Origin of the sequence: Curvibacter sp. AEP1-3, from assembly GCF_002163715.1 — a bacterium.
Classification (GTDB): domain Bacteria; phylum Pseudomonadota; class Gammaproteobacteria; order Burkholderiales; family Burkholderiaceae_C; genus Allorhodoferax.
This window is the reverse complement of record NZ_CP015698.1, coordinates 1656337-1681236: the sequence shown is the minus strand read 5'-3', so window position 1 is coordinate 1681236 and position 24900 is coordinate 1656337. Positions and strand designations below refer to the sequence as shown.

Below are 24900 nucleotides of genomic sequence, written 5' to 3'. Positions count from 1 at the left end.
GTTGATCTTTCAAAAATGGGGAGGTTGAATGCGAAGGGGTGGCGGGCTTTTGCAGGGGCTCAGGTGTAGGCATAAGCCTCGTCGTCGTCCCATTCGTCCAGCGTGTCGGTGGTGGGGTTGCCGTCTGCGCCAGCCTCCTCTGCCTTGGCGGGTTGGTAGCCATTGCGGCAGCGGTACAGGCCCTGCGCTTTGTCGTCTTCGTCGGCTTCGGCATGCCACAGCAACTGGCCTAGGTGCGTCAGGCGGTGCGGGCTAATCCACTCGCCCAGCGCATAGACCGATTCCACAAACCGCATGGGCACCGTGGCATCGCGTGCATTGCGCACGGTGCCCGGGGCGTGGGCGGATGTGAGCGCGACATAACCCACCGGAATGGGTACCACCCAGCCGCTGCCCTTGGGCCGCTGTGGGTCTGCCCACTTCACCTGTCCGTCTGGTGCAGGGGCACCGCTGTCAGGCACCACAGGCGCGTAGTTAAAGCGAGCCGCGTGCAACCAGGCGTCCAGCAGCGTGGCATCGGGCTGGGTGGTGCGCAGGTCTTGCAGGCGCTCGGCCAGCAGGTCATCGCGCCCCACCAGGGCAAAACCCGGCAGCCACTGCCGCCGCCATTGGCGGAACTGCTTCTCTGCTGCCTGTGGGTCTTCGGGCACGACGGCCATCCAGGGCCGCACGCGCTTGCCCGGCACCGGGCGCGATGGCAGCACGCTGCCGCCCGCCACACGCATGCCTGCCAGGATGTGGCCCGCTTGCGCAGCCCATTCGTCCAACTGCGCCTGGTTGCTTTGCACCAGCGCTGCAGGGGTGCCGGGCGTGCGCTTTTCTGAAACGGCCAGCACCAGCGAGATCTGCAGGTGCATCCGGCCTTCTTCCACGATGGCGGCGGTACTGCCGTCTTTGTCCACCGGGTTGCGCGTCAGGTTGAAGTTGCGCACATAGCCCTGCGTGACCTGCTCTTGATGGTGGTGGCACACCACGCCCACGCCATGCAGTTGCAGCGGCACACCGGCCTGGGCCAGCTTGCGCTCCAGCGCCCACATCACGCCCGTAAAGGCGGTGATGGACGGGAAGCCATGGGTGAGCGGGCTGCCAATGGCGTTGGCGTTTTGAATGCGCAGGTGGGGCAGGACGAGGATGGCTTGGGGTTGCTTCATGGCGTTGCCCCCGTCGCCGTGCGGTCCAGCCGCTGGCGCAGTGTGCGCAGTTGCTGCTGAAAACCGTCCTCGTCGGTCAGCAACTCCTTCTGCCAAGCACGCGCTTCCGCATCGCCTACAGGCAGCTTGCCGCGCAGCTGCGCGTTGAGCCAGTTGGCAAAGCGCTGACCCACGGCGGCAGGCCAGTCCATCTGCAACCACTCGCGGGCAAAGTCGGCCTCATCAGGTTGTTCGGCACGCAACGGGTCCAGCCACAGTTGCTCGCTGCGGTGCAGATCCGCAAAGCGCTCGTCATCCCGGCTCCAGCCGGGCGGAAGGGTCTGTTGCAACTCGGCAGCCAGCGACACCAGCTCGTCCACCAGAGCGTCGAGCAATGCCTCGCGCCGATCGCGGGTGGCCAGATTGGTGTCGGGGTTGGACTCCAAAAACACCCGCAGCGTCCGCACGGCGCGGCGCACTTCGGGCCGGGCGATGAACAGCCGCTCGAACACCGAAGCCGCATGCACCGGCAACCGCACCGCGCTGGCCTTCCACTGCGGCGGCAGCGACGACAGCAGGTAGTTCACCCCCCGCCGCTCGCTGTTGAGCTGGCTGATGTTTTGCGGCTTGGTGCCACCCATGTTCTGCACGGCCAGGCCGGGGTAGTCATGGAACACGCCGTCATGCATCTTGCCCTCACGCCGCGCCTGGCGGGCGGCCTTGTTGACCTCGCCAAAGCGGTCTTCCTGCACCTGGGCGTGCACGGCATGGGCCAGCGATGTGGCGTACAGCGGGGCCAGCAGGGTGTAGTGGGCGTCGTCACAGGCGTTGGTGCCTGTGAGCCAGTAGAGCTGCTTGGCCAGGGTGTGGCTGCTGGGGCCTTCGGCGCGGGGCTGGGTCAATGTCACCAACGCATCGCGCAGCTTCTCGGCCTGGGCCGGGTCGGCATGCAGTGCTGCCAGCGCGTCCGCATCGTGCGCCAGCAGGGCGGTGAGCAGGCTGCGCCCGTTCACCTCCAGCTTGAGCAGCTTGTACACATCCAGCGCCGCAGCGTTGCCCACCACATCGCCCACAAAGCGCTCGCCCAGCGCGTGGCTGCCCACCTCGGCCAGCGGGGGCAGGGTGCGGGGCTCCACATACAGATTGGTGCCCCGGGCGTCGGGGTGGATGGGTTTGAGGGAGTGGGTGACGGCCTGGATTTGTTCCACGCGCTTGGCAGCGCTGGCCACCCACACATTATGGGCGAATGAGGCAATCACCTCTTCGCGTTGGGGATCGTCAGGCTTGAGCTTGTCGAGCTTGGCTTGCAGTCGCTCTTGCAAGAAGGCGCTGATGGCCGCTCTGTAGCCTGCCTTGCCTCCTGTTTCAGGGGCTTCGGACATGGGAAAACCTTTCCAAAAGGGTTGGAAGTTAAAATTCCCCAGTCAGCACAGAACCAACCGGGGATGTGAAAACGGCTAGGTAGCCGACAAAGCCCTCCTGAGGGCGTGAAAGCTATTCACTGTGACCTCTTTTTTTTTGGTGCCGCGAAGCACGTTGTTGACTCGGCCATGACAGTTGCTCGAACAGCTGTCATGGCCTTATTTTAGGTGGTGTGGGAAAATTTTCAACCATTCAACTTAAGAATAATTTCACTGCCGCAAAGGCAGCTCAGAAAATTCAGCTTAAGACCTTCAGAGGTTACAAAGCGTTTTACTGCCGCATAGGCAGCTCAGGCTTTCTTGCTAAAGCCCAAACGCTCATCCCACCGCCAGCCCGTCTGCGATTCAGGCAGGCTGGCGGTGGCATAGCGTTCAGCACATTGCTCCAGCGACAAGCCCCGCGCCTGTGCCAGTGCAGCCAGTTCCTCCATCAAATCCACCTGCGGCCAGGGCGATACGCTGGGCGATGCCAGTTGCGCGGCGGGAACCGGGTGGCACAGGCTTTGGTGGATGGGCACGTAGAGCTTTTCGTAGCGCCGTTCTCCGTCTTGCACGCGGTGCAGCAACAGCGTTTCTTCGTTCTCGTCCGGCAGCAGGGCCACGTCGTCGCGGGGTTGGGCGTCGTAGCGAAAGCGCTGGAACTGCGGTAGCAGGCCGGTGAGCCACAGATGACCGGGATGTGCCCAATGCAGGAAGGCCGCGCGCTCTGGGGCGGTGGTGTATTTGCTGGTCGCAGAGCGTTGCAACATGGCGTCTCGCATACGCTCGTGTTCCAGGTCGGCCCAATGGCGGCGGGGGTGGTATTGCGCGGTGGCTACTTCAATGCGCGGTTGAGCATCCACCGCCCATGGTTCAGCGTCTTTGACCAAGCGCGTCATCAGTTGGCGCAGGCTATGGCTGTACAGGTAGAAGTTCTGTGCAGCGTCGCTCGACCCTGGTGGCTGCGGGTTCATTTCAAAGCCTGGTTTGCAAAACGCTGCTTTGCTCTTGTCTTCGTAGTGCCGCAAGTTGCTGTCCAGCACCACCATGTTCACCCCACCCACCGCCCCTGGCCGGTGCCGCCGCACACGCCCGGCGAGTTGGATGAGCGAGCGCATGGACGAGGGCTCGACCACGGCCCAGTCGTAGTCGTGGTCGCGGCCCACTTCGGTCACAGGGCTGCCCAGCACGATGAACAGGTGGTGGGGCTCGGGGTGGGCGTCAATCAAGGCGCGCAGGGCAGGGCGGTGCAGCGCGGGGTCGTGCCCGTCCTTGGCACCGCGTCGGTTGAGCAGAGTGTCCAGCTGCTGCTCGATGGCCGAGCGCAGCAATAGCGGGAACTGCGAGTGGTACACGCACAGGTGAATGCGCACCTGGCCTTGCAGTGCGTGCGGCAGTGCGTCTGGCGCGTACATGGCCAGGGCCACGTCGTACAGCGGGGCAATGTTGGCCATGCGGATGAGGCCCAGGCTCACGCGCTTGCCGCTGGCGGCGTGGGTGGGGGTATCCGTGCTGTGGTTGTGGGGCCGTTGGTGCAGCTCCCACGCTTGCTCCAGCACCAGGCGGGCAAAGTCTTTGCGGCGCTCGGCTTCTTGCATGCTGTGCCAGGTGTCAGGCAGGGGCGCAATCTGCGCCAGCCGCCGCACCTCGGCCTGCTTGAGCTTGGCGACGCGCTTGTGCACGTACTGGGTGTGCGCTTCACGGAAGGCGGCTCCATCTGCGCAGTCTTGCGGGGTCTGGTGGAATTCGTCGATCCACAGGCAGCAGATGTTCACAGGCTCGCTGGGCCGCTCGCTGCGGTGGCGCTGGTACACGGCGCGCCCGGCACGGTAGGCCATAAACAGCCCTTCCACCAGCGCAGGCGGCAGCGTGGCCGATGACAGCAGCACGCGGCTGCCCAGCAGGCCTGCCCAGTGCACCAGCCGGGTCAGGGCGGGCAGGTCGGCCATGTCAAAGTCGTCGGGCTCGTCCAGCACCAGGTCGCTGGTAAGCAGGCGCAGCATGGGCGCAATCTGGCGGCCACCGCGCAGGCTCTCGGTGGCGGGGGTGAGGTGGTCTACGGTGCAGACCAGCAGGGGCGCGGCAATCAGCGCACGGGCCTTCGCGTCGCCCGTCAGGCGCTGCAGCAGCGGGTGCTGGTCGTTGCCCTCAAAGAGCACGGTGCCAGCTTCGTCCAGCAGCGCCTGGCTGGATGCGGAGCCGGTGGCTTCGGCCTGCTGCTCCCAGTATTCAAACAGTGCCCGGCTGGCCGCGCCCCCGACCTGGAGGGCCAGTTGCTCGTCACTCAGTTGCAGGTCGTTCTGGAACACGCGCCCGGTTTGCAGCGTGAGCGTGCGCAGCCCCATGGCAAAGGCGCAGCGCAGGCCGGTGGCCGGGTCGGCCAGCGCGTTCATCACCCGGGCGTTGCCCAATGTTTTGCCGCAGCCGGTGGAGGCCATGTTGACGATGAATGCGCCAGCGTGCGCGGCGCGGGCGCGCACGCTGGCGGCCAGGTCTGCCGCCTTGTCTTGCCAGGCAAAGCGCGGGTCGGCGCTGCGCTTTTTGAGGGGCTTGTGGTTTTTGAGCGCGGGCAGGCTCCGCGTGAGGTTGGGCAGCGACCGTGCCACCAGCGTGGCGTGGGCTTGCACGCCCAGCAGGTGTTCGTCCAGGGTTTGATTAAAAAATGGGCTCTGGCGCTTATCCACCAAGCGCGAGCAGCTATTGTTTTGATAGTGGTTGCTGCGGGTGTTGGCGTAGAGCGGGTAGCCGGGGCTGAGGTGCGGTGCGCGTGCGGCTGCGTCGGTGAGGCTGGAGTAATGGTGGTCTGCCAGCATGAGGCACAGGCGGGCGACGTGCATGGCAAACGGGTCGTGCAGCACCGTGCCTTGCCGGGCGGTTTGCGATAGCTCCAGCAGCTTGCGTGCATAGCGGGCGGCTTGTTTGCGCCAGGTGGGCTGGGTGACGGGCAGGCCGTGCGGGAAGTGCCAATGCGCGGCGAGTGTCGCGGCGGACACGCTATCACGGGGTTCATTCCAGTCGGCGTTTATCTGCTCTAAAAGAAAGTCCAATTCACGCGCTTCTACAGAGACTGGTTTCCAACCGAAGGGCTGGAAGACTTTGCCGTCCTCTGCGGTCTCGTCGTTGTGTTGTCGCCTCCGAACGGGCGTGCAGGGCAACCTATGGTGTGTGAACACAAGCCATGCAACCGCCTGAGCTAATGGAGGCAGACAGCGAAACGGGTTATGCGGGCTGCTCACTCCATCACGACTTTCAATCGTATCCAGCCCATCGCGCAGCAGCCGCCCACCTGCATGGTCTAGCCACGCTGCCTCCAACGCCTGCGTGTCGTTGTCTGCATCGGCATACGCCGCCAGCCGTTGGAGCCAGCCCGCGTCATCGTCCTGCCCCACAAAGGCCTGGAACAGCCGTACCGACACCCATTCATGCCGGTAGTGGTTGCGCTCGCGCACGCCGGGGTTTTTGAGCTTGTCTTGGAACGCCTGCGTGGCCTTGCCCAGGTCGTGCAGCAGGGCTGAGAGTGCAGCCAGGGCGGTCATCAGCGGAAGGTGGTGCCACACGTTTTCATCACCTGCGCGCAGCACGTTGCTGGCCGTGGTGTTGGTGGGCACCGCGCCTTGGTCGTTGAACTGGCTCGCATCGCCCACCACCCACAGCAGCTCGCTGTGGTCGCGCCCGCGAATCCAGTGGCAGGCTACGGCGGTGTTCTTGCGCGCCGTTTGGCGCAGCAGCTTGCGCACGGTGTCCAGTCCAGCCTGGGTGATGGGGGTTTGCCAGGTGCGCTCGCCGCGCCGTTCGGCAAACTGGTCGAGGATGCGGCGGGTTTCCGTCAGTGCGCGCTTGGAACATTGCGAGACGAACAGCACATTCATGCCGAGCCCTCGCTGCTGGGGGGTGTGGCAGGTGCGATGCCAGGTTTCGCGTCCGGTGCCGTTTCTGTCTGCTGTGCCAGCCGGGCGATGTCGATGGCAATGGCCTTGAGCTGGTCGATGATGAAGTCCAGCGCCTCGCTGCGGGTCAAGGCTTCGATGCACTGGCGGCGAAACTGCTGCTCGTCATCGCCGCGCATGGCCGACACAAAAGCCTGCGGCACGATGATGGCGTCTTTGACCAGATCGGCCGCATCAAACACCAGCCCGCCACGCCGCGTTTTGCCATGCAGCACAGCCAGCCCGTGTGGCAAGCCCAGCACCCAGGTGGCGGTGGCCCCCAGGCCATAGGCCAGGTAGTTGCCGTGGTCCAGAAAACGGTTGGCGGCATCGGTGCCACTGCCGCGCTTGGCGCGGGTGAAGTCGCCGTAGCCGCAGGCCTGCACGGCCAGCTTGTACAGCGCCTTGGTGAGACGGGCTTCGTCGGTGAGCAGGGCGGTGATGTCGGGCGCGTTGACCACCATGGGCTTGAACTGGGCCACCAGCGCCTGCACTGCATCGGTGGGCACGTTAAACCCCGCTTCGCGCAGTGCCCGGGTGGTCCATTGGGCGGGCAGCCAGTTCAGCCGCTGCAGTTGCAGTTGCTTGGCCGCCGCCAGCCGCAGTTCATCGTCAAACCAGAAGCGCACCCACGCTTGCAGGTATTCCGTAGGGCGGTATTCGCTTTGGGGGGAGAGCCAGGCAACTTCCACATCCATCTCGTTGGCGGCAAACAGCGGTGTGCCGCCGCCACCGCAAAATCCCACTAGCACACCGGCCTTGGCCAGCTCGCGCATCGCCGCCTGGGTGATAGAGGTTCCCGTACCCAGCAGAATGCTGGTGGTATTTGCGATGGGAATGTTCCAGTACAACTGGCGTTTGCCAGTGTCGGTGATGTATTCCACACGACCACCGTTCACCAGCAGACGCGTGTACTCCAGAAAATAAATATTGGCTCTTTTAGAAACTAAGATTGACTTTACGTCCGTAGCGCGAATAAACGCAGATTTAGTACTCATATTGAGAAGCGACAATAGCGTCGCGTTTCGGTTGCCAATTCCAATAGATGAGAAATTGAAAAAGCGAACACAAGCGCAATAGAGACGTAATCAATCTACTATTGGCTCGTTAAATCGCAGCTTTCAATTGTTTTTCAGGTCTGAAAAATAGCCGTGTTCACCGGAAGATGCGTATCACTGCGCTGTAAACATGCCATTGGGCAAGGAAGCTGAAGAGATCGTCGCTTACGAATCGAAACGTGTGGCAATGTCATCACCATGCTGTATCGTCTTTAGGCTGCAATCAGCCGAGCTTCGATTGGGCGCGGGTCTTGGCAATTGCAAATTGCTTTGCATACTGCGTATTGAACCAAGTGATCTATGTACCATCAATTTACACGCCCCCTTTTTTTGATCGCAGGTTAAACATTGCGTGTCAATTTTTCATGCAACTTTGTCTACCAAGGGACAAATTCTCAATTTGACTGGCCGCAAATCTCTATACCCGTCGTTATTGACTTGCATGATTTATCAAGGCCTCTAAATCTTGGAAGAAGGCTTCCAATTCACCAGAAGCCAATGAGCAGTTAAATTCGACTGCCCCGTTCAAGCGCCGAACAGCACTTTGTGCCGTATCGCACTTCCAACATTGCTTTCGCTCGTAAAGTAGCGCAAACGCAGCACTTTCCCACTGTCAAGATTCCACAGGCACCAATACAGTAGCGGGCTTCTGTGGAAACTGCGGTGCGACGCACATCAGTTAAGGGCAGGCCCAGCACCAGTGAGTCAAGCTGAACCCGTTCCAGGCTGCAGTGGGTGTCGCAGTCAAAGGTCCAAACGAACTTGCCTTGATGCAGTCGGCGTGCCGCCAACCAGATCCCAATGCCATCGTGCACCAGGATCTTGAGCCGGTTGGCTCTTCTGTTGGCAAACACATAGGCATGGTGCGGTTGGGCTGCACCGAAGACGGCGACTACGCGGGCCAGCGCCGAGTCGGTTCCGGCGCGCATATCCAGTGGCTGTACTGCCAGCCAGGCGCAGTCGACTCGAATCACTTGAGAAGTGATGCCGACCAGCAGGCAAATTCACTGGCCGCTGAAATGGGCCAGGTAACGGCCATAACCAAACCTCCTTTGCGGACCTCTACTGGCACAGCCGAATTCGTGAGATGCGGTAATGCAATGAATGACGGCACATGCAGGGCAGTAATGTCCACGGCCGTAGCGTCAGCGCCGCCGTTAATTGGTGGCCTGGATTTGGATGACTCTTTGAGCCAGCGGTGCAACATATTGGCATTCATTCAATTGGCGCTGGCGACCGCCGCAATGGATGCGCCCAGTGCACAGCAAGCAGCCATCAATTCGGCCTTGGTCTCGGCAGAGTATGTTCGCCTCGTACTCCGTGCTGCGTACCTTGGTGTATCTGAGTCTTTGAGCATTGCGTCCACAATCATTTGATGTGGACGCAATGTTGCAACGTCGGAGGGCAGTCAACAAGGTGACTTTGCTGGCCACTTACGGTTGATCACCGTTTTCCCTCCAAGCCATGCTGCGTTCGGTAGACGACAACTAGGTTGGCCGGTTCTTGGCCCACACCGAGCGTGTCTTGGGTGGCACCGTTGGGCCTTCGAACATGAATCGAGGATATTTGGCGTGCCAAGATAAGGGCACCGTTCTGTGTTTCCGTCTGCTACAGGAAACGCACTAATTGGCCTGGCGAACCGAAGGTAACTTAGACTAACTTCTGCCTCTCGAGGTCAAAAGCAATTCAAATCTGAAGATGTCTTCAAGAGTGTAATTTTGTGAACATTTGCCAACTTGTCGTTGTGAATGCGGTGATAGAACGTATGCAAGGAGGCTCCTATGCAAATCGATTTTCACCACACCGCTACGTATGTTATTGCCAGGCTGGCTGGCTTCTCGCACGAAGATGCAGACATCATCTCGTACTCGGCGCAGTATGTAGATGACTCGTTGACAGAGGGATTCATTGAATTCGAGAACGGAATGCGATATCAACGTTTCCCGACGGCGCATCCAACTTATGACCCGCAGAACTTGTCCAACAACAATGCCAACGCCCTTAGTTGGCAGCCTTTTCATTTTCTTCCAGGCAATATGGGAAAGCCAGAGGGAGAAGGTAGTGAGACTTCATACGAAGAACGTTTGATTTGCAAGCCCGATAGTTTCATCGCCAAGGCAATGATGAAGTCTGCGATTGCAGACCGGGGTGAGCCTTGGGGTCTTCACCGACTAGGAATCAGCGCACATGTTTTTGTTGATACCTTCGCCCACCAAGAGTTCGTTGGATTGAATCATTATTTGAATGAAGTAAAAGATGGCAGCTTGTGTGCCGCCACTGGTGAGCCCCTGCAAAAATTACATTTGCCACCGATGGGACATGGCCAAGTCAACACTTATCCAGATCGGCCATTCTTGTCTTGGTCCTATGTAAAGTCATACAACGAAGAGATAGTTAAGCGAGAGAACCCCGCAATTTTTCTAAATGCATCCGTACGTCTATACGAAGAGTTCAAGCGCTATTTAAGCGGCAATGCCGAAGCAGAAATTACGCCTATGCCTCAAGATAAGCAAACCTTGCTCTTGGATATATTTAAGTCAAACACAAGTGAAGAAGAGGGCGTGCGTCATGCCAATTGGCTGGCGGCAGTTGCAAGCGATCATTTCGGATTTGGTGCAGTCAGTCTCAGCTATGACGGAAAAGGGAATAGGAGCTGGAAGACTCAAGCGCTTGGATCAAATTATTTTGAAAAAATTAAGGAGAAATTTCATTCCACATTTGGAATTAGCCAAGATGTCGAAGTTGATGATGTAAATGAGTTTTTTTCCAGCAATTACAAGCTATTCCACGATGCGGCAAAGCAGCATAGACACACATTGATAACAGAAATATTTCCGAAATTTGGAATATTTGTTGGCTAGAAATTCTGCCTTCAGCTGACCTTGGTATGACTTATACATACCAAAGAGACTGGTAGAAATTGAACTTTATGCAACTAAGCTAAGTTGCAGTTTTACGGTTTGTGGCAATTCGAGACTAGCGATAGATTCAGAATCTAGGTTTGAAGGAGAACTTGGTCCAACTGGGCGGTGATATTGCGTTGACAAGTTTGTGTTTTTTTGCCGAGGTTTGTCAAGAATGGTTGCATCATTTGACTTCGGATTATTCAGCCCATTCTCAATTGCAAAAGCACCCAGTTGGGTGCTTTTTTCTTAAGTCTTTAAGGTCTAGATTTTGTAATCATCCAAAGTCTTGCCTGCTGGCAGTTCCTTTGTCCATGTAGGGGCACGTCCACGTCCAGACCAAATATCACCATTGGGGCCTTTGTACTTCGGCTCTACCGTCTTTTTATCTGATGCTTCTGCGATTGAATGTGCAATTGACTTGCGTCCTTGTGTAGCAGACTTAAAGCCCAGATCAGAAGCAGTCAGTCCGTATTCTTCGATCTTCTCTTTGATATCAGCTACTACAGAAGCAACTTCAGAGATTCGTGCAGCCTCAGCTTTAGCCGTTAGTTCTTCGATTTGGGCTTTAAGATCGCGGTAGCTTGTTATCATTGGTTTATTCCTTTTGCTGGTTGTGGACTCTGTCATTTTAAATTCCTTTTCCTGGGTTCAATCGGGGAGTAGGAGTTTTACTCTAAAATTTTCCAGCGTCCAGGGGTATTCAGAATTTATAGGAATGATCCGTCTTTTTCACAACATTTTTTCAATTCTTTGGATTGAAATTTCTTTTGAAATCAACTAGTCATTAATTCGATATCGGAATAATCATTTAATTTCTTTGCTACGTTAAACACGGTGGTTTCAAATTTTTTAAAAAAATTTGAAATGCGCAGAGCATGACATCATTAGGCAGGTCCTGAGCTTCTGCTTAATGGATAGGTGCCACTTCACCGTCAAATTTTCACCAATGTTAGTAGATAAGTGAATTGAAATGGAATGGGGTACGTTACGATATGTGTAGCGCTTGGTGTTGCACTTTTGGGATGTTTTTCGTCTGGTTTTTTGGAAAAAATATTTTAAATCATTAGCTTGCGTGCATTTTGGATTTTCCCCCATCGTCCATGATGCGGAGCTTGGTCTTGGCCAACTGGCCATGAAGCTTGGCCAAATTGCAGTCGCCACGCGCAAGGTCTATAACTCGGCCTTGTCCAAACCGCGCTGTGCCCGATAGCCCAATAAAACAGTTTGGCCTATTCTGGCGACGACAAACGTCGAAGTCATCGCTTTTCATCTACTGGCCTGGAATTCTTACTAGGGTAGTGGCGGATTTCCAATGCAATTGGATGGCGGTATTGCTTTGACACTTGCTGGCGGAATTGGCGCAAATACTCACAGAACTTAATCCAACCAGGAATCCCGCCCAGAATGTAAATGTCGAGAGATCTAACGGGACCTGCCGCACCGAAGTGCTGGACTGCTTCTATTTTGATTCTCTGCAAGTGCTCAGAGACATGACAGCAGAGTGGCTGCCTCGATCCAACCATCACCGGCCCCATAAATCTCTGAGTTCAGTTCCACCTGTCGAGCACCGTCTACAAAAATTCCCCAAACCCTACTTCTGAGCGGTGAAGCAATTCGAAGATGCTCTCACTGGAATCATCGCTTAAGCTGACAGCTTTGTTACTTCCAAGCGCTTTGACAGGCCAACGAAACGCTGATTTATGAACAAATTCCGTCCAACTTGTTCTTGTATCGCTAAACGATTTCCAAGCACTAGTACCTCTGACTGTGCTCGGGTTACTGCCGTATAAACAAGGGTTTGATCTGCGACTTTGTTTCTTTTTGGCAGGCAGACAAGCACCCGTTTCCATTGAGCGCCCTGACATTCATGCACAGTAAGTGCATAGGCAGGTTTTAGGTCATCCAATAGCGTTTCATTGAAACTGCGGACAATACCATCATCCCACTCTATCTTGCCAATTTGATCACCATCATGGTGGTCGACGGATACGATTCGTCCCATGGATCCATGTTGCAGACCTAGGTGCCAGTTATTCCTGGTACAGATAACTTGGTCACCCTCTCTCAAACGTGTGGCTGCCCAGAAATCCGTCTCCTTGCTCCGAAACATTACTTCACTCCTGCTCGAGGTTAGTGCATCTTGGACGCGTTGATTAATGTTCTTCGCCAAGGCTCTGGTAGAGCACAAAACAACTGTGTCCATTGGACTAGACAAATACTCCTTGAACGCAAACTCAGCCATTTCGGAGTCACATATTTCAGTAAATCGGACGGGACCATTCGCATGGAGTTCGGGGAAGACACCGTTCCGAATGCTGTTTGCGAAATTGCTTATTTCGCTTTCGTAGCCTTTGGCAACTTTCAGCTCAACGTGGGGAACGATACCGTTGGTCAAACTGTGTAGGATCAGTCCGGGTCCAACAGGCGGTAACTGGTGAGGGTCCCCTATGAGTACGAGCTTTACAGTGTGTGGCAATTCCCTAACCAGTGCTGAGAAAGTGATGAGGTCCACCTTGTCTGCCTCAAACACCAGGATTGCATGTCCTATTGCCGGACCTGAGGAGTCAATCACCATTCCCTCAGTGACATCTTGGAGGAGCGATGCAATCGTTTGAACGGCACGACCTGTGCTTTCTTGCATTCCCCTGGTTGCTTTCCCTGCAGCTGCGACTTGGATTATTTTGTAGCCCTGCGCCTCCAAGACCAAGCAAGCAGCCTTCAAAACCGTGGTTTTTCCACACCCAGCACCACCGGTGATTACTGCAAAGTGATGGTCTGCCACCAAGTGAACTGCAGCCCTTTGTTCAGAGTTAAGTGGGCATCCATTGCCTTCCCGAGTTTCATACCCATTTATGAGTTCATCCACATTGAACGCTGGGCTCAGATGACCTTGTCGAGACACTATGCACTTCACTACGCGGTCTTCCAAGACCGACGCACCGGGTGAGTATGCATTTTCTTGCCGGTCGAAGAAAAGGCGTCCCGCGCGCTCACAGAACCCTAAGGCGGCGTCAATAACATGCTGTTGTGTGTTTTCCGCCGTGAGTAGCCTTCGAATCCCACGTATCAAATCGGGTAACGGAACACAAGTGTCGCCCCGATTAAATCGTCTATAGACGCATTCCTCCACCGCAGCTGAGAGCCTGCGATCATCTGTTCGGGCTACTCCCAGCTTCTGGGTTGCAAAGACATCGACCTCGCGCCAGCCTGCTGCAAAGCTCAGGATTCGATAAGGGTTCTCATGAATCTTGTCCTCGGCTTCGGCACCAAAGTGGGCCACGATACGTCTGCTAACCGCGGGTTCCAATCCATTGGCGCCCAACCATTGAATGACCTTATCAAGCCGCTCCGCTTGCCATCCTCGGACCAAAGCGAGTGCTTTGCTTTGACTTACGACTCTCTCAAGAGACGCGCGATCTCCTGCATCCAATTTCTCAACCAAGTGGTCCCCGAAGGTCTTCCACAACTTGTCCGAAGTCGCAGGACCAACACCTTTAAATCTGGGGTTGCAATTGAGGTAGTCAACGATGTGCGCGCCTAAGGGCAATGTCAGTATTGCATCGCCTGGCAACACCTCCAATTGGTCTTGCTCTGTCAGGTAGCCACTCGCATTAATGAACCTCTTCGTGCTTATCTTGCCTTTCATTGCCCACCACTGACCGGGTAGAACTGGCACGGCCACTCCGCGACCTTGGATGCGAGCCACAATTTCTTCGCGGCTGACTACTATTTCACCGGAGTCGGTAAGGCATTGTCCTCTTAGGATCGCACCGTTACGGTTTTGTGCGATTACTGAAAGAACTCGTATCAGATGGCTTTCATCTCCACGAAAGTTTACCAAGGCAGTCTTCCTGTGGTGTGTAAGACCATGTCCAATGCCTGATACCGTTCAAGCCGCTTCCGTAGCTCAAGAACCTTTGTGTTCAAGGCTTCAATTTCTCCCTGCATTTGCTTGATAAGTGCTTCATCCATGCCTGAACGTTTGGAATTGCTGAAGATTACCTCCGCCGGGTTTTTTCCCTTCTCCTGAAGTACTCCTTCTTGCACAAGCCGACGGACCAAGCTGGGCCAGAGCACGTTACGGATCTTTGGATTGGTATAGAAAACATCCCGCTTTAGGCCGGCTTCTCGAGCAATTCGCGCAACGTTCAGGGTTCCGTGCCGAACATATGGATTGAAGTCCTCCACTTGGCTGTGCCAGTTTAAGTATTTCTGCACGTTCTCCTGACCAATAGCGATTCCGTTACTGCCGGTTTTCGCACTCATACGAGATTCCTAGGGTGGTGAGTCGCATTTGTTAGGCTTCCCTCGGTCATTGACTTCCCGCGTGATCCCGCAGGCGTTTACTTTGTTCGCAATCAATCGTCTTTCATTGAGTCTTCTAGTAACTTACGCAAGTCCAAGCGCGTTGTGAGGAAAGCATCCAATTGACTCATCTGCTGAGAGCGGACCTTTTCGAGTTCCTCTTTCATGGCCATATTGGCCAATTCAAGGTCTGTGATCCGCTTCTGTAGTACAGTCCGTGATGATGTTTTGTACTTGGGAGCATCGTCATTTCGCATGCGACGCTGCACGTTTTTTGCTTCAGAGAACGCCTCTGCAATGAGCTTTCGGTCATCCCATGTTTTCTGCGATAGCATTTGCCGATTAAAGCCGTGCCCGAACCGTTTTTTGCTGAGCGTACTCACGTTTTCCCAAGTGACCGGAATCCGGTGATCTGGCATCTGCTCGATCATCTTGCAGATGCGCAGGCCGAGTTCTTTCGTGAGGATCTCTTTGCGACCGACTTTGCCTTCAGCCATTGCTGTCTGTCCTTATCTGTCGGGTAACGGCATCCGTTTTTTCGTCTTCCGTAAAGCTTAGACGTGATGGGTCCTCCTTGAGGCCGAGCTGGGTTGGTGCAAAGATAGGAAAGCGGCTTATCAGAGCCAGGTTCTCACGCTCGATCTGCTCACGTCCACCGTGAGCGTCCAGCGCGCGCTCCAATCCAGGTGAGCCGTGTCGTGTTGGATTGTGGTACTTGATCAGTGCGCCACTCGCTACGTCACTATCGTCGAGGCGCTGCAGAAGTCCTCGGTTCACGAAAGCTTCGTGCAACCGTTCGCGAAACACCGTGTCTTTGACGCTATCCCTGATGTCGCTGAATTGTTCAATCAACTGGTCTGCCATCTGCTTTGCATCCAAGCCGCGTTCTGCGAGGTGCAGCAAGTGTGCATCGAACATCTCGGCCTCATCTGCGATTTTCCGATTCCGTGCGGTGATAAGTTTTTCAAGCTGTGTGAGGATGATTTGATAGGTCTTTGCTTGCCGAACCCTTAATGCATCGTTGGTGGGCAGATGGCCCTTAACAACCAAGTGGCGGTCACATGTAGTGCACGAAGTTGACCATGACCTGCAGGGGACAACGTGATGCTCATGAATGCAACATCCCCAGAGTGTGGGGAAGACCACAACAAGTTCGCCAGAGGTTTTCGCTACCGGACGGCCCTCTACGGCTTCTGCGATTGCGTCGAGACTGGAGGTGGTGACGGCCGCGTCTCCAACTGTGATGAGCGCTGTTTCCAGTCCGTACATCCTCTCGGCACGCTGTACAGCCTCGATTCCCTTTGCTAGGTCGTCAAGTTCCTTGACACCAGGCATTGCCGACTGCTCGGCCTTTGTTTCCGGCTTGCGGAAGTCGTAAGACCCGAGTTGACCCAGGTTGAGGCGGTTCGCCCACTTGTTGATAAGTACATCGCTTAGTCGATTTTGGGCTTGCATGGCCTGCGTCGTCAGCCAACGCCGTGGATCGTGTGTGTCGATATAGGCAGTTTGCACTACTCCAGCTACTGGCATGGTGATACCAAGACGAGCGAAAAGAGTTACTTCTCTGGGTTTGCCCGAGGACTTATGCAGTTGATCCCTGCGACTCGTGCGAGAGGGGGACTCATGAAGCCTCTCTCGGATGCTGTCGACTTTCATGGCAGAGGGTAAAAATGGATAGTCATGCCCATCGAAGAGACAAAGCATCCTTGATAGCATGCCTTCGTACCGGTTCTTATCGGTGACACGTCTACACGACTCCATGGCTGCTCGCACACGTTGCAAGAGCCATGGCTCAATGATGTTCCATGGCAATGTTTTGTATGGCCAATTTCGACCCCGTCGGTCTTTGTTGCACTCAATGACAATATGGTCTTTGAGTTCTTGAAATGCATTCCTTACAATTTCTGTACTCATTTTGATCTGTCCCCGGCTGTCGTATTGCTGGGGTACTTCGCCTAAAAAGACGATCTTCTGTAAGTCGGCCTGAGTAAGGTTCTGACCACGCAGACCCTCAAGTTCTTGTGGCAAGTAGAGTCGGGTGGGGTTTTGTTCGTACCACGTTACAAGCATGCGCGATCGTTGACCCTTAGCAAGTATCAACTCGCGACACTCGTGGAACAGTGTCATCATGAAGGTGAGGGCTGGTTTAGGGCTCCATTGGGCTCCCTTGGAGCCCTTCATTTTCAGAATCAATTGTTGCTGTGCCGAGCGGAATTTCTGTACGGTTATGCCATCGTTGCCATCGAGATTCTCGGCATAGCACTCGACAGTTGCATAGTCGTCAAGTGACATGCACATTGGTTCGTTGATTCTGCTTGGAGCGCACATTTCCAAATTCAACAGTGCAATTGCACATTCGTCCAGCGGGGTGAGTCTAGGGTCACGGTCCAGCATGGCCTGCGTTGCCACGTTAAGAGCCTCAATCTTGCGATCAAGTATTTCCATGTTTTCTTCTCTGCCTTTTACTCGGTGTTCCCTTTGCATGGCGGAGAGTTGTGCCTTTACTTCCTTGGATATGACATACCGTATGGAATTCGTTACATTCTTAGAGCAGAGTAAGTTGATCGCCTGTGTAAGCGACGACAGATTGTTCATCTGAGTTCCGGCGCTACTAGGTTTTTTTCTAGCTTGACGCAAGCAGTGTTTTTCGAGTTCACGCAAGTCTGCGAGTCGCAATTCAAAAGGCGTCGACACAGAAACCGACTTTAGTAGCCGGAAACCGCATAAGGCCATATCCACAACCTTAATGTTGTCGGAAAGGACTAACTCCGCCGCAACACAGCGTAGAGCAACGCTCCAAGTTGGATCCCATTCTGCAAAGTCTGCAAGTCCAGGAACCAGTGACACGTTCATGGCGGTTGATCGGTGTAGCGTATAGACTGGCCACATCGTCGCATCGAAACTAACGCCCGGGTAGCGCTCCTCGATTCGCTTCCGACAGTCTGTCGACCAATTGCTAAGTGCTCTTGTCTGTTTGAAGAGATCTATTTCCGTGATGTTGCTCATTCTTTGCGTCCCGCAACCTGTTCTTCATTGATTGCGTTCCGCTTCAACTGACACGCCGCAATGGTTAACGCGATGTATCGGCGGCAATCCTTGGCGCGTTCGACCATGTGGTTGAAAGGAAGACCACGCTGTTTGTACTCCTCAATCTCCGCATCGATTCGGTGCAGATTGATCTCATGTTCGGCGTCGTAAGATGGGATAAAACGATGGCAGCCGTAGCACACCAAGGGGGCGTATTGACACGCCAAATCTCTGCCACACTCACCATTGAGCTCGACCTTCCCGGTGGTCTCGTCGATACTGCGAATAGCCTTCTCTGGCTTCACGCTGTCCAACTTTGATCGAAATGCAACAGGAAAATGTTCACGGGCAGCAGGCTCTATGCTGTCACTTAATTGATCGATCAGTCCCTGGAATACGATATCTACGTAGGCATGACATGTAGTTGATGCAACATGTTTCAAAACGGCTGCGATTTGTTGCGCGGATAGTCCTGCAGTTGCCAGTTGTGTGCCTACAGTGTGCCGCAAGCCGGTAAAGTGGAATTTTGCTGAACCCGTAAGTCTCACAATCTTTTCCAAATAGGATTCATGTAGGCTCGCAACTGTGCACTCTCCGTAGTGATTTCGCGAATGTGCGCTCTTGAACATACCGTTGGAGTCGAGTCCTGGCGCCGGGAAAAGGGCGAGCTTGCCAATTTCAATTTCCGTCCAGGGAGCATTGGTTCCGGGTTGATTGGGGGCTTTAGATTCATCCCTATTCTTGGTGAACAAGTGTCGATGTCTTTCAATTACGTGAGCCCTCAGCGAGATCAGGATCTTGCCTAACTCTTCGTGAATTTCCCGCAGCTCTTTAATTGGCGGTTCAATTCCGGTCTTGCGTAACTGCAAGGCCAGAAAGTATTTGGTGTCACCCGATATGGGGTTTTCGTCAACAATGAGGTCTGAGACAGTCAATCTGCAGTACGTGCTCGTTCTCACATAAACGTGGAATGCGGTGTGCAAAAAGGCAAATTTAGGAAGATCGATGCTTCCAATCTCGTAGGCTTCTTCTGCCGCCTTTAGAACAGCTACTTGTGCAGCGCGCGTGAGTACTCCCTTCAGAATGTTATCAATGCGTTGTCCAAACTTTCCCTTGACGGTGTTTTTCAGAGGAAAGTCGGCGGGTACCAAGTCTGAGGAGAAGATAGGTCCGTCACGGTGGGCGTTAAAAATAACTTTTAAGTCGCTTAGGTATTCAGGGCTAATGTCGTCCTTGAGGAGTCGTAGACGCCCGAGCCAGATACGATCAATTTTTGTGACAAGAGCGGCAGGTGGCGGTACTTTCATCGCGGCTAGCACCTTCTCTATGCCGAAAGCGTAGCTTTTCAATGTTGAAAGCTGTACACGCTTATGGTGTTCAATCAGCAACATCTTGAGGTTTAGCAAGAATTGAAGGTCGTATCCATCACTCAACGATGAAAGGTCGAAGTCAAATTTCAAGTTTCGATTTTTCGCGTCTTTGCCGGAATCGTCCGGCTTGGACTCTGTCATGGTCCATCGCAATGGATTTAGATCGTCCCAGGCAGCGACCGTATTGCCGGCTATCTTGTGCATCAGATTCATTCAGGCCTTTCCAGCGGCGAGCATTTCTTCGCTGATGTCGTGGTACATCTTCATAAGAATTCCGTCTGAAATCTCACTCTCGGCCCGTTTGGCATAGAGTTGGGGCATCGCACTTTTTTCAGTCCAACCGAACCGCGTCCTCATCTCAGATATCGTCGCGTCGTTGTTGCCTCGCGATCTAAGATAGAACGTTGCAGCACTGTGTCGCAGGACATATCCGTAGAAGTCGTACTGCTTTTTGTCGTGGAAGTAGGGGTCACTCCCAACATCAAGCAGGCTCAGCTCGCGCAGCCGCGAGCCTGCGCGATTGAACAATTTCGTGACAGATGAGCGATGCCCGATTGGCTTTCCGGTGCCGGCTAGAAACAGAAAGCCTCGGCTGAGGTTAGCTAGTTGCTTTGAGAGGATCGGTTCTCGCTCATCCTGTAAGTAGGATTGAATTGCCTTGGAAGTCCAAGGGCAGAGCTTAATCATCGTCTCTGACGCACTATTGGTGCGAGTACTTGCCCCAAGTTTGAGTTTGGGGGTACCTGTATTTAGTCGTCCCATACGACGCCTCCGGTTGTCTTTTATCACTAGGTACCCACTGTCTAGTCGTAAATCTTCCATTGCGATATTTGCTATGGTTCCAGGCCTAAGTCCCTCGCAAGCCAAGAGAAATATTGCCCGGTCCCGAAGAAGGGTCGCACAAGGTTTCGCCTTATTCGTCATAAACAGGCGCTGAGGTTCCAGTACGGCCAAGCGGATCAGTTGAACGAATCGATCTCCGGGCAGGGATTTAATTTTGAGATGGTGTACTTGTTTTGTACCGGACACTTTATTCCCGATTTTTCGTCTGGTCTCGTCATACCTCGCACGCAATTCGGCACGTAGGCTTGAAGATCGCAGGTATGGATCTAGGAACTCAGTGAGGTAAAAGCGAAGAAATGCCGCGATATACAGCAGGCGCTTCTGTACAGTGTTGCGCGAGACCGATTTGGCTGATTTTGCTGGCGCGGGACCGGCGATGGCTGAGGTTATCGACACCACTTTTCTGGTGGACATGACATCTATCACCGTGAGAGGTAGATAGCACAAGCTTGCAAGATTTTCGCATTCTCGGCCGCTGAGGCATCGCCCTTCCAACGCACGCACCGCTAACTCGATGCAGTGAGCAGTTAGAAATTTTTGAAGAATCCGAAGTGCTTGGGATACCAGTTCTCTGGTGTGTGGGTTATCGAACTCCGCAGTCAAGAAGCGACTGAAGGGGTAGTTAACACGACCGTCGGCATGGAACATCAGGCATTGGTAGTCGGACTGATACAGCTTCATTAAATTACTCAATCTATAGTGAGTGAAAGTATTTTATTCGGTTTGTAAAAAAGTACATTGTTTTTTTCAGATAACTCTTGAAAACATTGTGAACAGTGCGTTTGCCGGTTTTCTGACGTTAGCACTATATATTCACCATGTGATTCACAAGACTGGTGGCCCGCCGATTGGGGCCACTACGGCGGCCTGATGGTGCGCATGGCCTGGCACTCGGCCGGCACCTACCGCACGGCCGATGGCCGTGGTGGTGCCGGCTCCGGCAGCCAACGCTTTGCGCCGCTCAACAGCTGGCCGGACAACGGCAACCTCGACAAGGCACGTCGTCTGCTGTGGCCCATCAAGCAAAAATACGGTCGCAAGCTCTCTTGGGCAGATTTGATGATCCTGGCTGGCAACGTAGCGCTGGAATCCATGGGCTTCAAGACCTTCGGTTTCGCTGGTGGCCGTGAAGACATCTGGGAACCCGAGCAGGACATTTACTGGGGTGCTGAAAAGGCGTGGCTGGCCACCAGCGACAAGGAAAACAGCCGTTACAGCGGTGACCGCAAGCTCGAGAGCCCGCTGGCCGCTGTGCAAATGGGCCTGATCTACGTGAACCCAGAAGGTCCGGACGGCAAGCCCGACCCCGTGGCCAGCGGCCGTGATGTGCGCGAAACCTTTGCCCGCATGGCCATGAACGACGAGGAAACTGTCGCCTTGGTGGCCGGCGGCCACACCTTTGGTAAAGCGCACGGTGCTGGCGACCCGACTCTGGTGGGCCCTGAGCCCGAAGCGGCAGGCATTGAAGAGCAGGGCTTCGGCTGGATCAACAAGCTGGGCAGCGGCAAAGGTGTGCACACCACCACCAGCGGCATCGAAGGCGCCTGGAAGCCCAACCCCACCACCTGGGACAACGGCTATTTCGACATGCTCTTCGGCTACGAGTGGGCACTGACTAAAAGTCCTGCCGGTGCGCACCAGTGGGTCGCCCAGAACGTGAAACCCGAGCACATGATTCCGGATGCGCACGACCCGTCCAAAAAGCACCCGCCCATGATGACCACGGCCGACATGTCGCTGCGTATGGACCCGGCGTACGAGAGGATTTCGCGCCGATTCCATCAGAACCCGGCCGAGTTTGCCGACGCGTTTGCCCGTGCCTGGTTCAAGCTCACCCACCGCGACATGGGCCCCCGTGCCCGCTACCTGGGCAAGTTGGTGCCCTCCGAGGTGCTGAGCTGGCAGGACCCTATCCCTGCAGTGGACCATGCGCTGGTCGATGCGGCTGATGTGGCTGCCCTCAAAGCCCAAGTGCTGGCCTCCGGCCTGAGCATCTCGGAGTTGGTGAGTACCGCATGGGCCTCTGCCTCTACCTTCCGCGGCAGCGACAAGCGCGGCGGTGCCAACGGTGCCCGCATCCGCCTGGCCCCCGCCAAAGACTGGGCGGCCAACCAGCCTGCGCAGCTGGTTAAAGTTTTGGGCAAGCTCGAAGCCATTCAGCAAGCCTTCAACGCGGCCCAGAGCGGCGGCAAGAAGATCTCGTTGGCCGACTTGATTGTCTTGGCAGGCAGCGCTGCGGTGGAAGCGGCCGCTCAGAAAGCGGGTCAAGCCGTGACCGTGCCTTTTGCCCCCGGCCGCATGGATGCCTCGCAAGAGCACACCGATGTGGAGTCCTACCAGGTGCTGGAGCCGATGGCCGATGGATTCCGCAACTACACCCACAAGGGGTTTGAGGGCGTGGCTGCCGAGTTGTTGCTCGACAAGGCCCAGTTGCTCACCCTGAGCGCACCCGAGATGACGGTGCTGGTCGGTGGCCTGCGCGCCCTGAACGCCAATGTGGGCCAGGCCCAGCATGGTGTGTTTACCACCCGTCCTGAAACGCTGAGCAACGACTTCTTTGTGAACCTGCTCGACATGCGTACGAAGTGGAGCAAGGCCTCTGAATCCGGCGTACTGGAAGGCCGTGATCGCAAAACCGGTGCCCTGAAGTGGACAGGCACTGTGGTGGACCTGGTGTTCGGTTCCAACTCACAGTTGCGTGCCTTGGCTGAGGTGTATGCCACGGACGATGCACAAGCCAAGTTTGTGCGTGACTTTGTGGCCGCTTGGACCAAGGTGATGAACCTGGACCGTTTCGACCTCGTCTGAGCTAAGTGATGGTGACTGCCGCCGCCTTCGGGTGGCGGCCTACAACCCCGTTGTGTTGCCGGTACGTCGGTCATGCAGCGGGTTTTTTTGCATCAGCCTGAGGTCGGGACCCGCAGGTCGTCGAGGTAATCGGTAGCGATGTTGATGCTGCACTCCACCCCGATGGCTCCCACATGCTTTTTTAGCCATTCATTGGCAGACGCGCGGCCCAAGTCCCGCAGGGCGTGGATGAGCTTGGCGTCAGTGTCGGACTTGGTGGAAGCGGGGTAGGCCTCCAGCGCGCCACCGCCATCGATCCGGTGCATCAGCACATTCTTGTAGCGCGCGGGGTCCAGTTTGCCTTCTGCCAGCAGGCGCTTCACAAAGTCGATCGCGCGCATCTCGGCAATCAATGCTGAGTTGAAAGTGATTTCGTTGAGCCGGTCCAGAATACCGGCGGCCGTGGTGGGCAGCTTGTGGCGCTCTATGGGGTTGATCTGCACCAGCATCACGTCCGGACTCTGGCACTCGTAAATCAGCGGATGGATGGCGGGGTTGCCGGCGTAGCCCCCATCCCAGTAATGCTCACCTTCGATCTCCACCGCCTGAAACACCGTGGGCAGACAGGCGGAAGCCATCACGGCATCTGCGGTAAGCCGCTTGCCCGAGAAAATCTCGGCCTTGCCGGTGCGCACCTTGGTAGCCACCACAAACACCTTGAGCGGCTGGTAGGCGGCCAGACGCTCAAAGTCCATTTGCCGCTCCAGGAAGGTGCGAAGGGGGTTGATGTCCAGCGGGTTGCTTTGGTAGGGAGATACGGCCTGCGTCCAAAAGCTGGTCACTGCGTCGGAAAGTATCTGACTGGGGGAGGCTGAGCCGGTGAGGGCAGAGAGCCCTCCGAATAGCAAGTCGAAGGGCACCTTGTGGGCTCCGGCCAGGGTGCTGCTGAGTGCGCCCATGTTGACCACGCCTTCCCAAAAGTCTGCCAGCGACTGGCGGGCGCTGTCTCTGGCCCCTTTGCGCGATTTGCCTTCGGCTTGTGCAAAGCCGTGGGCCAGCGCCACCGCATTCATGGCTCCGGCGCTGGTGCCGCTAATGCCCTCAAAGTCCAGTCGACCATCTTCGAGCAGTGCGTCCAGCACGCCCCATGTAAACGCCCCGTGTGAGCCTCCGCCCTGGAGGGCGAGGTTGACGATGGGGGGCGTCGCAGCGTGGCGTGTGGAGTCAGTCATGGCCCAAGCTTAGGGCAAGGAGTCATTCAAGCGGCTGACGGCGCACCCAAGACCCCATCCCGGAAGTCGCTCAGCGCCTGATAGATCTCTTGTTGCGAGTTCATGACGAAAGGGCCGTACTGCACGATGGGCTCTTTCAGGGGCTTGCCGGCAATCAGCAGGAACTTGGCATCCACACTGGCGGTGATGCTGATGCCATCACTGGTTGTGTCGTTGCTGAAGATGGCCATGCGCTGGGCGGGCACAGTCTTCTCGCCCACTTGTACCTCGCCGCGGTACACATAAATGAACGCGTTGTGCGTGGCGGGGAGAGGTTGGCTGAAGGTGCTGCCGGCAGGCATGTGCACATCGAGGTACAGCGGCTGTGTTTTCTCGCGCTGCACTGCGCCCACGGTGCCATGGCTTTCGCCGGCAATCACGGTCAGCTGTACGCCTTCGTCGGTAGTAACTTTGGGCAGGTCGGTCGCCTGGATGTCGCGGTACCAGGGGGCGCCCATTTTCTCGCTGCTGTGCAGGTTCAGCCAGAGCTGAAAGCCTTCCATGCGGCCTTCGGTCTGCTGAGGGATTTCGGAGTGGATCACGCCGCGCGCCGCGGTCATCCACTGCACGCCGCCGTCTGTAACCAAGCCCTCGTGGCCCGCGCTGTCGCGGTGGCGCATGCGACCGCTGAGCATGTACGACACGGTCTCGAACCCGCGGTGGGGATGCTCCGGGAAGCCGGCAATGTAGTCATCCGGGTTGTCGCTGCCAAAGGCGTCCAGCATCAGGAAGGGGTCCAGACGGTGTTGCAGGTTTTGGGTCAATACCCGGGTGAGCTTGACGCCTGCGCCATCCGAGGTGGCTTGCCCAGCCACCAGGCGCTCAATGGTGCGTGATTGTTGAACTGTCATGGTGATCTCCTTGGTGGATACGGACT

16 protein-coding genes and 1 pseudogene are annotated in these 24900 nt (G+C 55.9%); 3 read left to right on the top strand and 14 right to left on the bottom strand.

What is annotated here, in order from left to right; translation table 11 throughout:
* Nucleotides 1-59: 59 nt before the first annotated feature.
* From csy2 to tnpB, 5 genes are all read right to left on the bottom strand, one after another.
* Nucleotides 60-1151, bottom strand: coding sequence for a type I-F CRISPR-associated protein Csy2 (gene csy2, locus AEP_RS08025; protein ID WP_087494896.1), 1092 nt, complete (start codon nt 1149-1151; stop codon nt 60-62).
* Nucleotides 1148-2512: a type I-F CRISPR-associated protein Csy1 gene (csy1, locus tag AEP_RS08020; protein WP_087494895.1), complete on the bottom strand. Its 1365-nt coding sequence runs from the start codon at nt 2510-2512 to the stop codon at nt 1148-1150. The genes csy2 and csy1 overlap by 4 nt, the downstream gene beginning before the upstream one ends.
* A gap of 329 nt (nt 2513-2841) precedes the next feature.
* A complete protein-coding gene (cas3f, locus tag AEP_RS08015; RefSeq protein ID WP_087494894.1) occupies nt 2842-6399 on the bottom strand; it encodes a type I-F CRISPR-associated helicase Cas3f in 3558 nt (1185 codons plus the stop codon).
* A complete protein-coding gene (gene cas1f, locus AEP_RS08010) occupies nt 6396-7454 on the bottom strand; it encodes a type I-F CRISPR-associated endonuclease Cas1f (RefSeq protein ID WP_087494893.1) in 1059 nt (352 codons plus the stop codon). The genes cas3f and cas1f overlap by 4 nt, the downstream gene beginning before the upstream one ends.
* A 566-nt stretch (nt 7455-8020) precedes the next feature.
* The gene (tnpB, locus tag AEP_RS21350) at nt 8021-8443 is read right to left on the bottom strand and encodes an IS66 family insertion sequence element accessory protein TnpB (RefSeq protein WP_157673082.1); all 423 of its coding nucleotides are present in this window, start codon (nt 8441-8443) and stop codon (nt 8021-8023) included.
* Nucleotides 8444-9295: 852 nt separating this feature from the next.
* On the opposite strand from tnpB, the gene AEP_RS07995 reads away from it, so the two are divergent.
* Complete coding sequence (locus tag AEP_RS07995) at nt 9296-10375, top strand: DUF6765 family protein (RefSeq protein WP_087494891.1); 1080 nt, start codon at nt 9296-9298, stop codon at nt 10373-10375.
* Nucleotides 10376-10681: 306 nt separating this feature from the next.
* Here the strand turns inward: AEP_RS07995 and AEP_RS07990 are convergent, their stop codons facing one another.
* Nucleotides 10682-11047 (bottom strand): H-NS histone family protein, encoded by a 366-nt coding sequence (locus AEP_RS07990; RefSeq protein WP_442873358.1) that lies wholly within the window; start codon nt 11045-11047, stop codon nt 10682-10684.
* A gap of 716 nt (nt 11048-11763) precedes the next feature.
* On the opposite strand from AEP_RS07990, the gene AEP_RS21345 reads away from it, so the two are divergent.
* Nucleotides 11764-12021, top strand: a complete 258-nt coding sequence (locus AEP_RS21345) for an integrase core domain-containing protein (protein WP_087494890.1) — start codon at nt 11764-11766, stop codon at nt 12019-12021.
* A gap of 41 nt (nt 12022-12062) precedes the next feature.
* Here AEP_RS21345 and AEP_RS07980 read toward each other — a convergent pair whose 3' ends face one another.
* From AEP_RS07980 to AEP_RS07955, 6 genes are all read right to left on the bottom strand, one after another.
* On the bottom strand, nt 12063-14066 hold the full coding sequence (locus tag AEP_RS07980) for an ATP-dependent DNA helicase (protein WP_087494889.1): 2004 nt from the start codon (nt 14064-14066) through the stop codon (nt 12063-12065).
* A 188-nt stretch (nt 14067-14254) separates the two neighbouring features.
* A complete protein-coding gene (locus tag AEP_RS07975) occupies nt 14255-14686 on the bottom strand; it encodes a DUF6262 family protein (RefSeq protein WP_087494888.1) in 432 nt (143 codons plus the stop codon).
* 92 nt (nt 14687-14778) lie between these two features.
* Nucleotides 14779-15222 carry a hypothetical protein gene (locus AEP_RS07970; RefSeq protein WP_087494887.1) on the bottom strand — a complete coding sequence of 148 codons (444 nt, stop codon included), beginning with the start codon at nt 15220-15222 and terminating at the stop codon, nt 14779-14781.
* Nucleotides 15215-17731, bottom strand: a complete 2517-nt coding sequence (locus AEP_RS07965) for a hypothetical protein (protein ID WP_087494886.1) — start codon at nt 17729-17731, stop codon at nt 15215-15217. The genes AEP_RS07970 and AEP_RS07965 overlap by 8 nt, the downstream gene beginning before the upstream one ends.
* Nucleotides 17728-19335, bottom strand: coding sequence for a tyrosine-type recombinase/integrase (locus tag AEP_RS07960; protein ID WP_087494885.1), 1608 nt, complete (start codon nt 19333-19335; stop codon nt 17728-17730). The genes AEP_RS07965 and AEP_RS07960 overlap by 4 nt, the downstream gene beginning before the upstream one ends.
* The gene (locus AEP_RS07955; RefSeq protein ID WP_157673081.1) at nt 19336-20379 is read right to left on the bottom strand and encodes a site-specific integrase; all 1044 of its coding nucleotides are present in this window, start codon (nt 20377-20379) and stop codon (nt 19336-19338) included.
* A gap of 408 nt (nt 20380-20787) precedes the next feature.
* Between AEP_RS07955 and katG the strand changes: the two are divergent.
* Nucleotides 20788-22773, top strand: a pseudogene (katG, locus tag AEP_RS07950) (catalase/peroxidase HPI); the annotation flags it as partial.
* Between the two features lie 92 nt (nt 22774-22865).
* On the opposite strand, the gene AEP_RS07945 reads toward katG, so the two are convergent.
* On the bottom strand, nt 22866-23984 hold the full coding sequence (locus tag AEP_RS07945) for a patatin-like phospholipase family protein (protein ID WP_087494883.1): 1119 nt from the start codon (nt 23982-23984) through the stop codon (nt 22866-22868).
* A 26-nt stretch (nt 23985-24010) separates the two neighbouring features.
* Nucleotides 24011-24874 carry a pirin family protein gene (locus AEP_RS07940; RefSeq protein ID WP_087494882.1) on the bottom strand — a complete coding sequence of 288 codons (864 nt, stop codon included), beginning with the start codon at nt 24872-24874 and terminating at the stop codon, nt 24011-24013.
* Nucleotides 24875-24900: the final 26 nt, after the last annotated feature.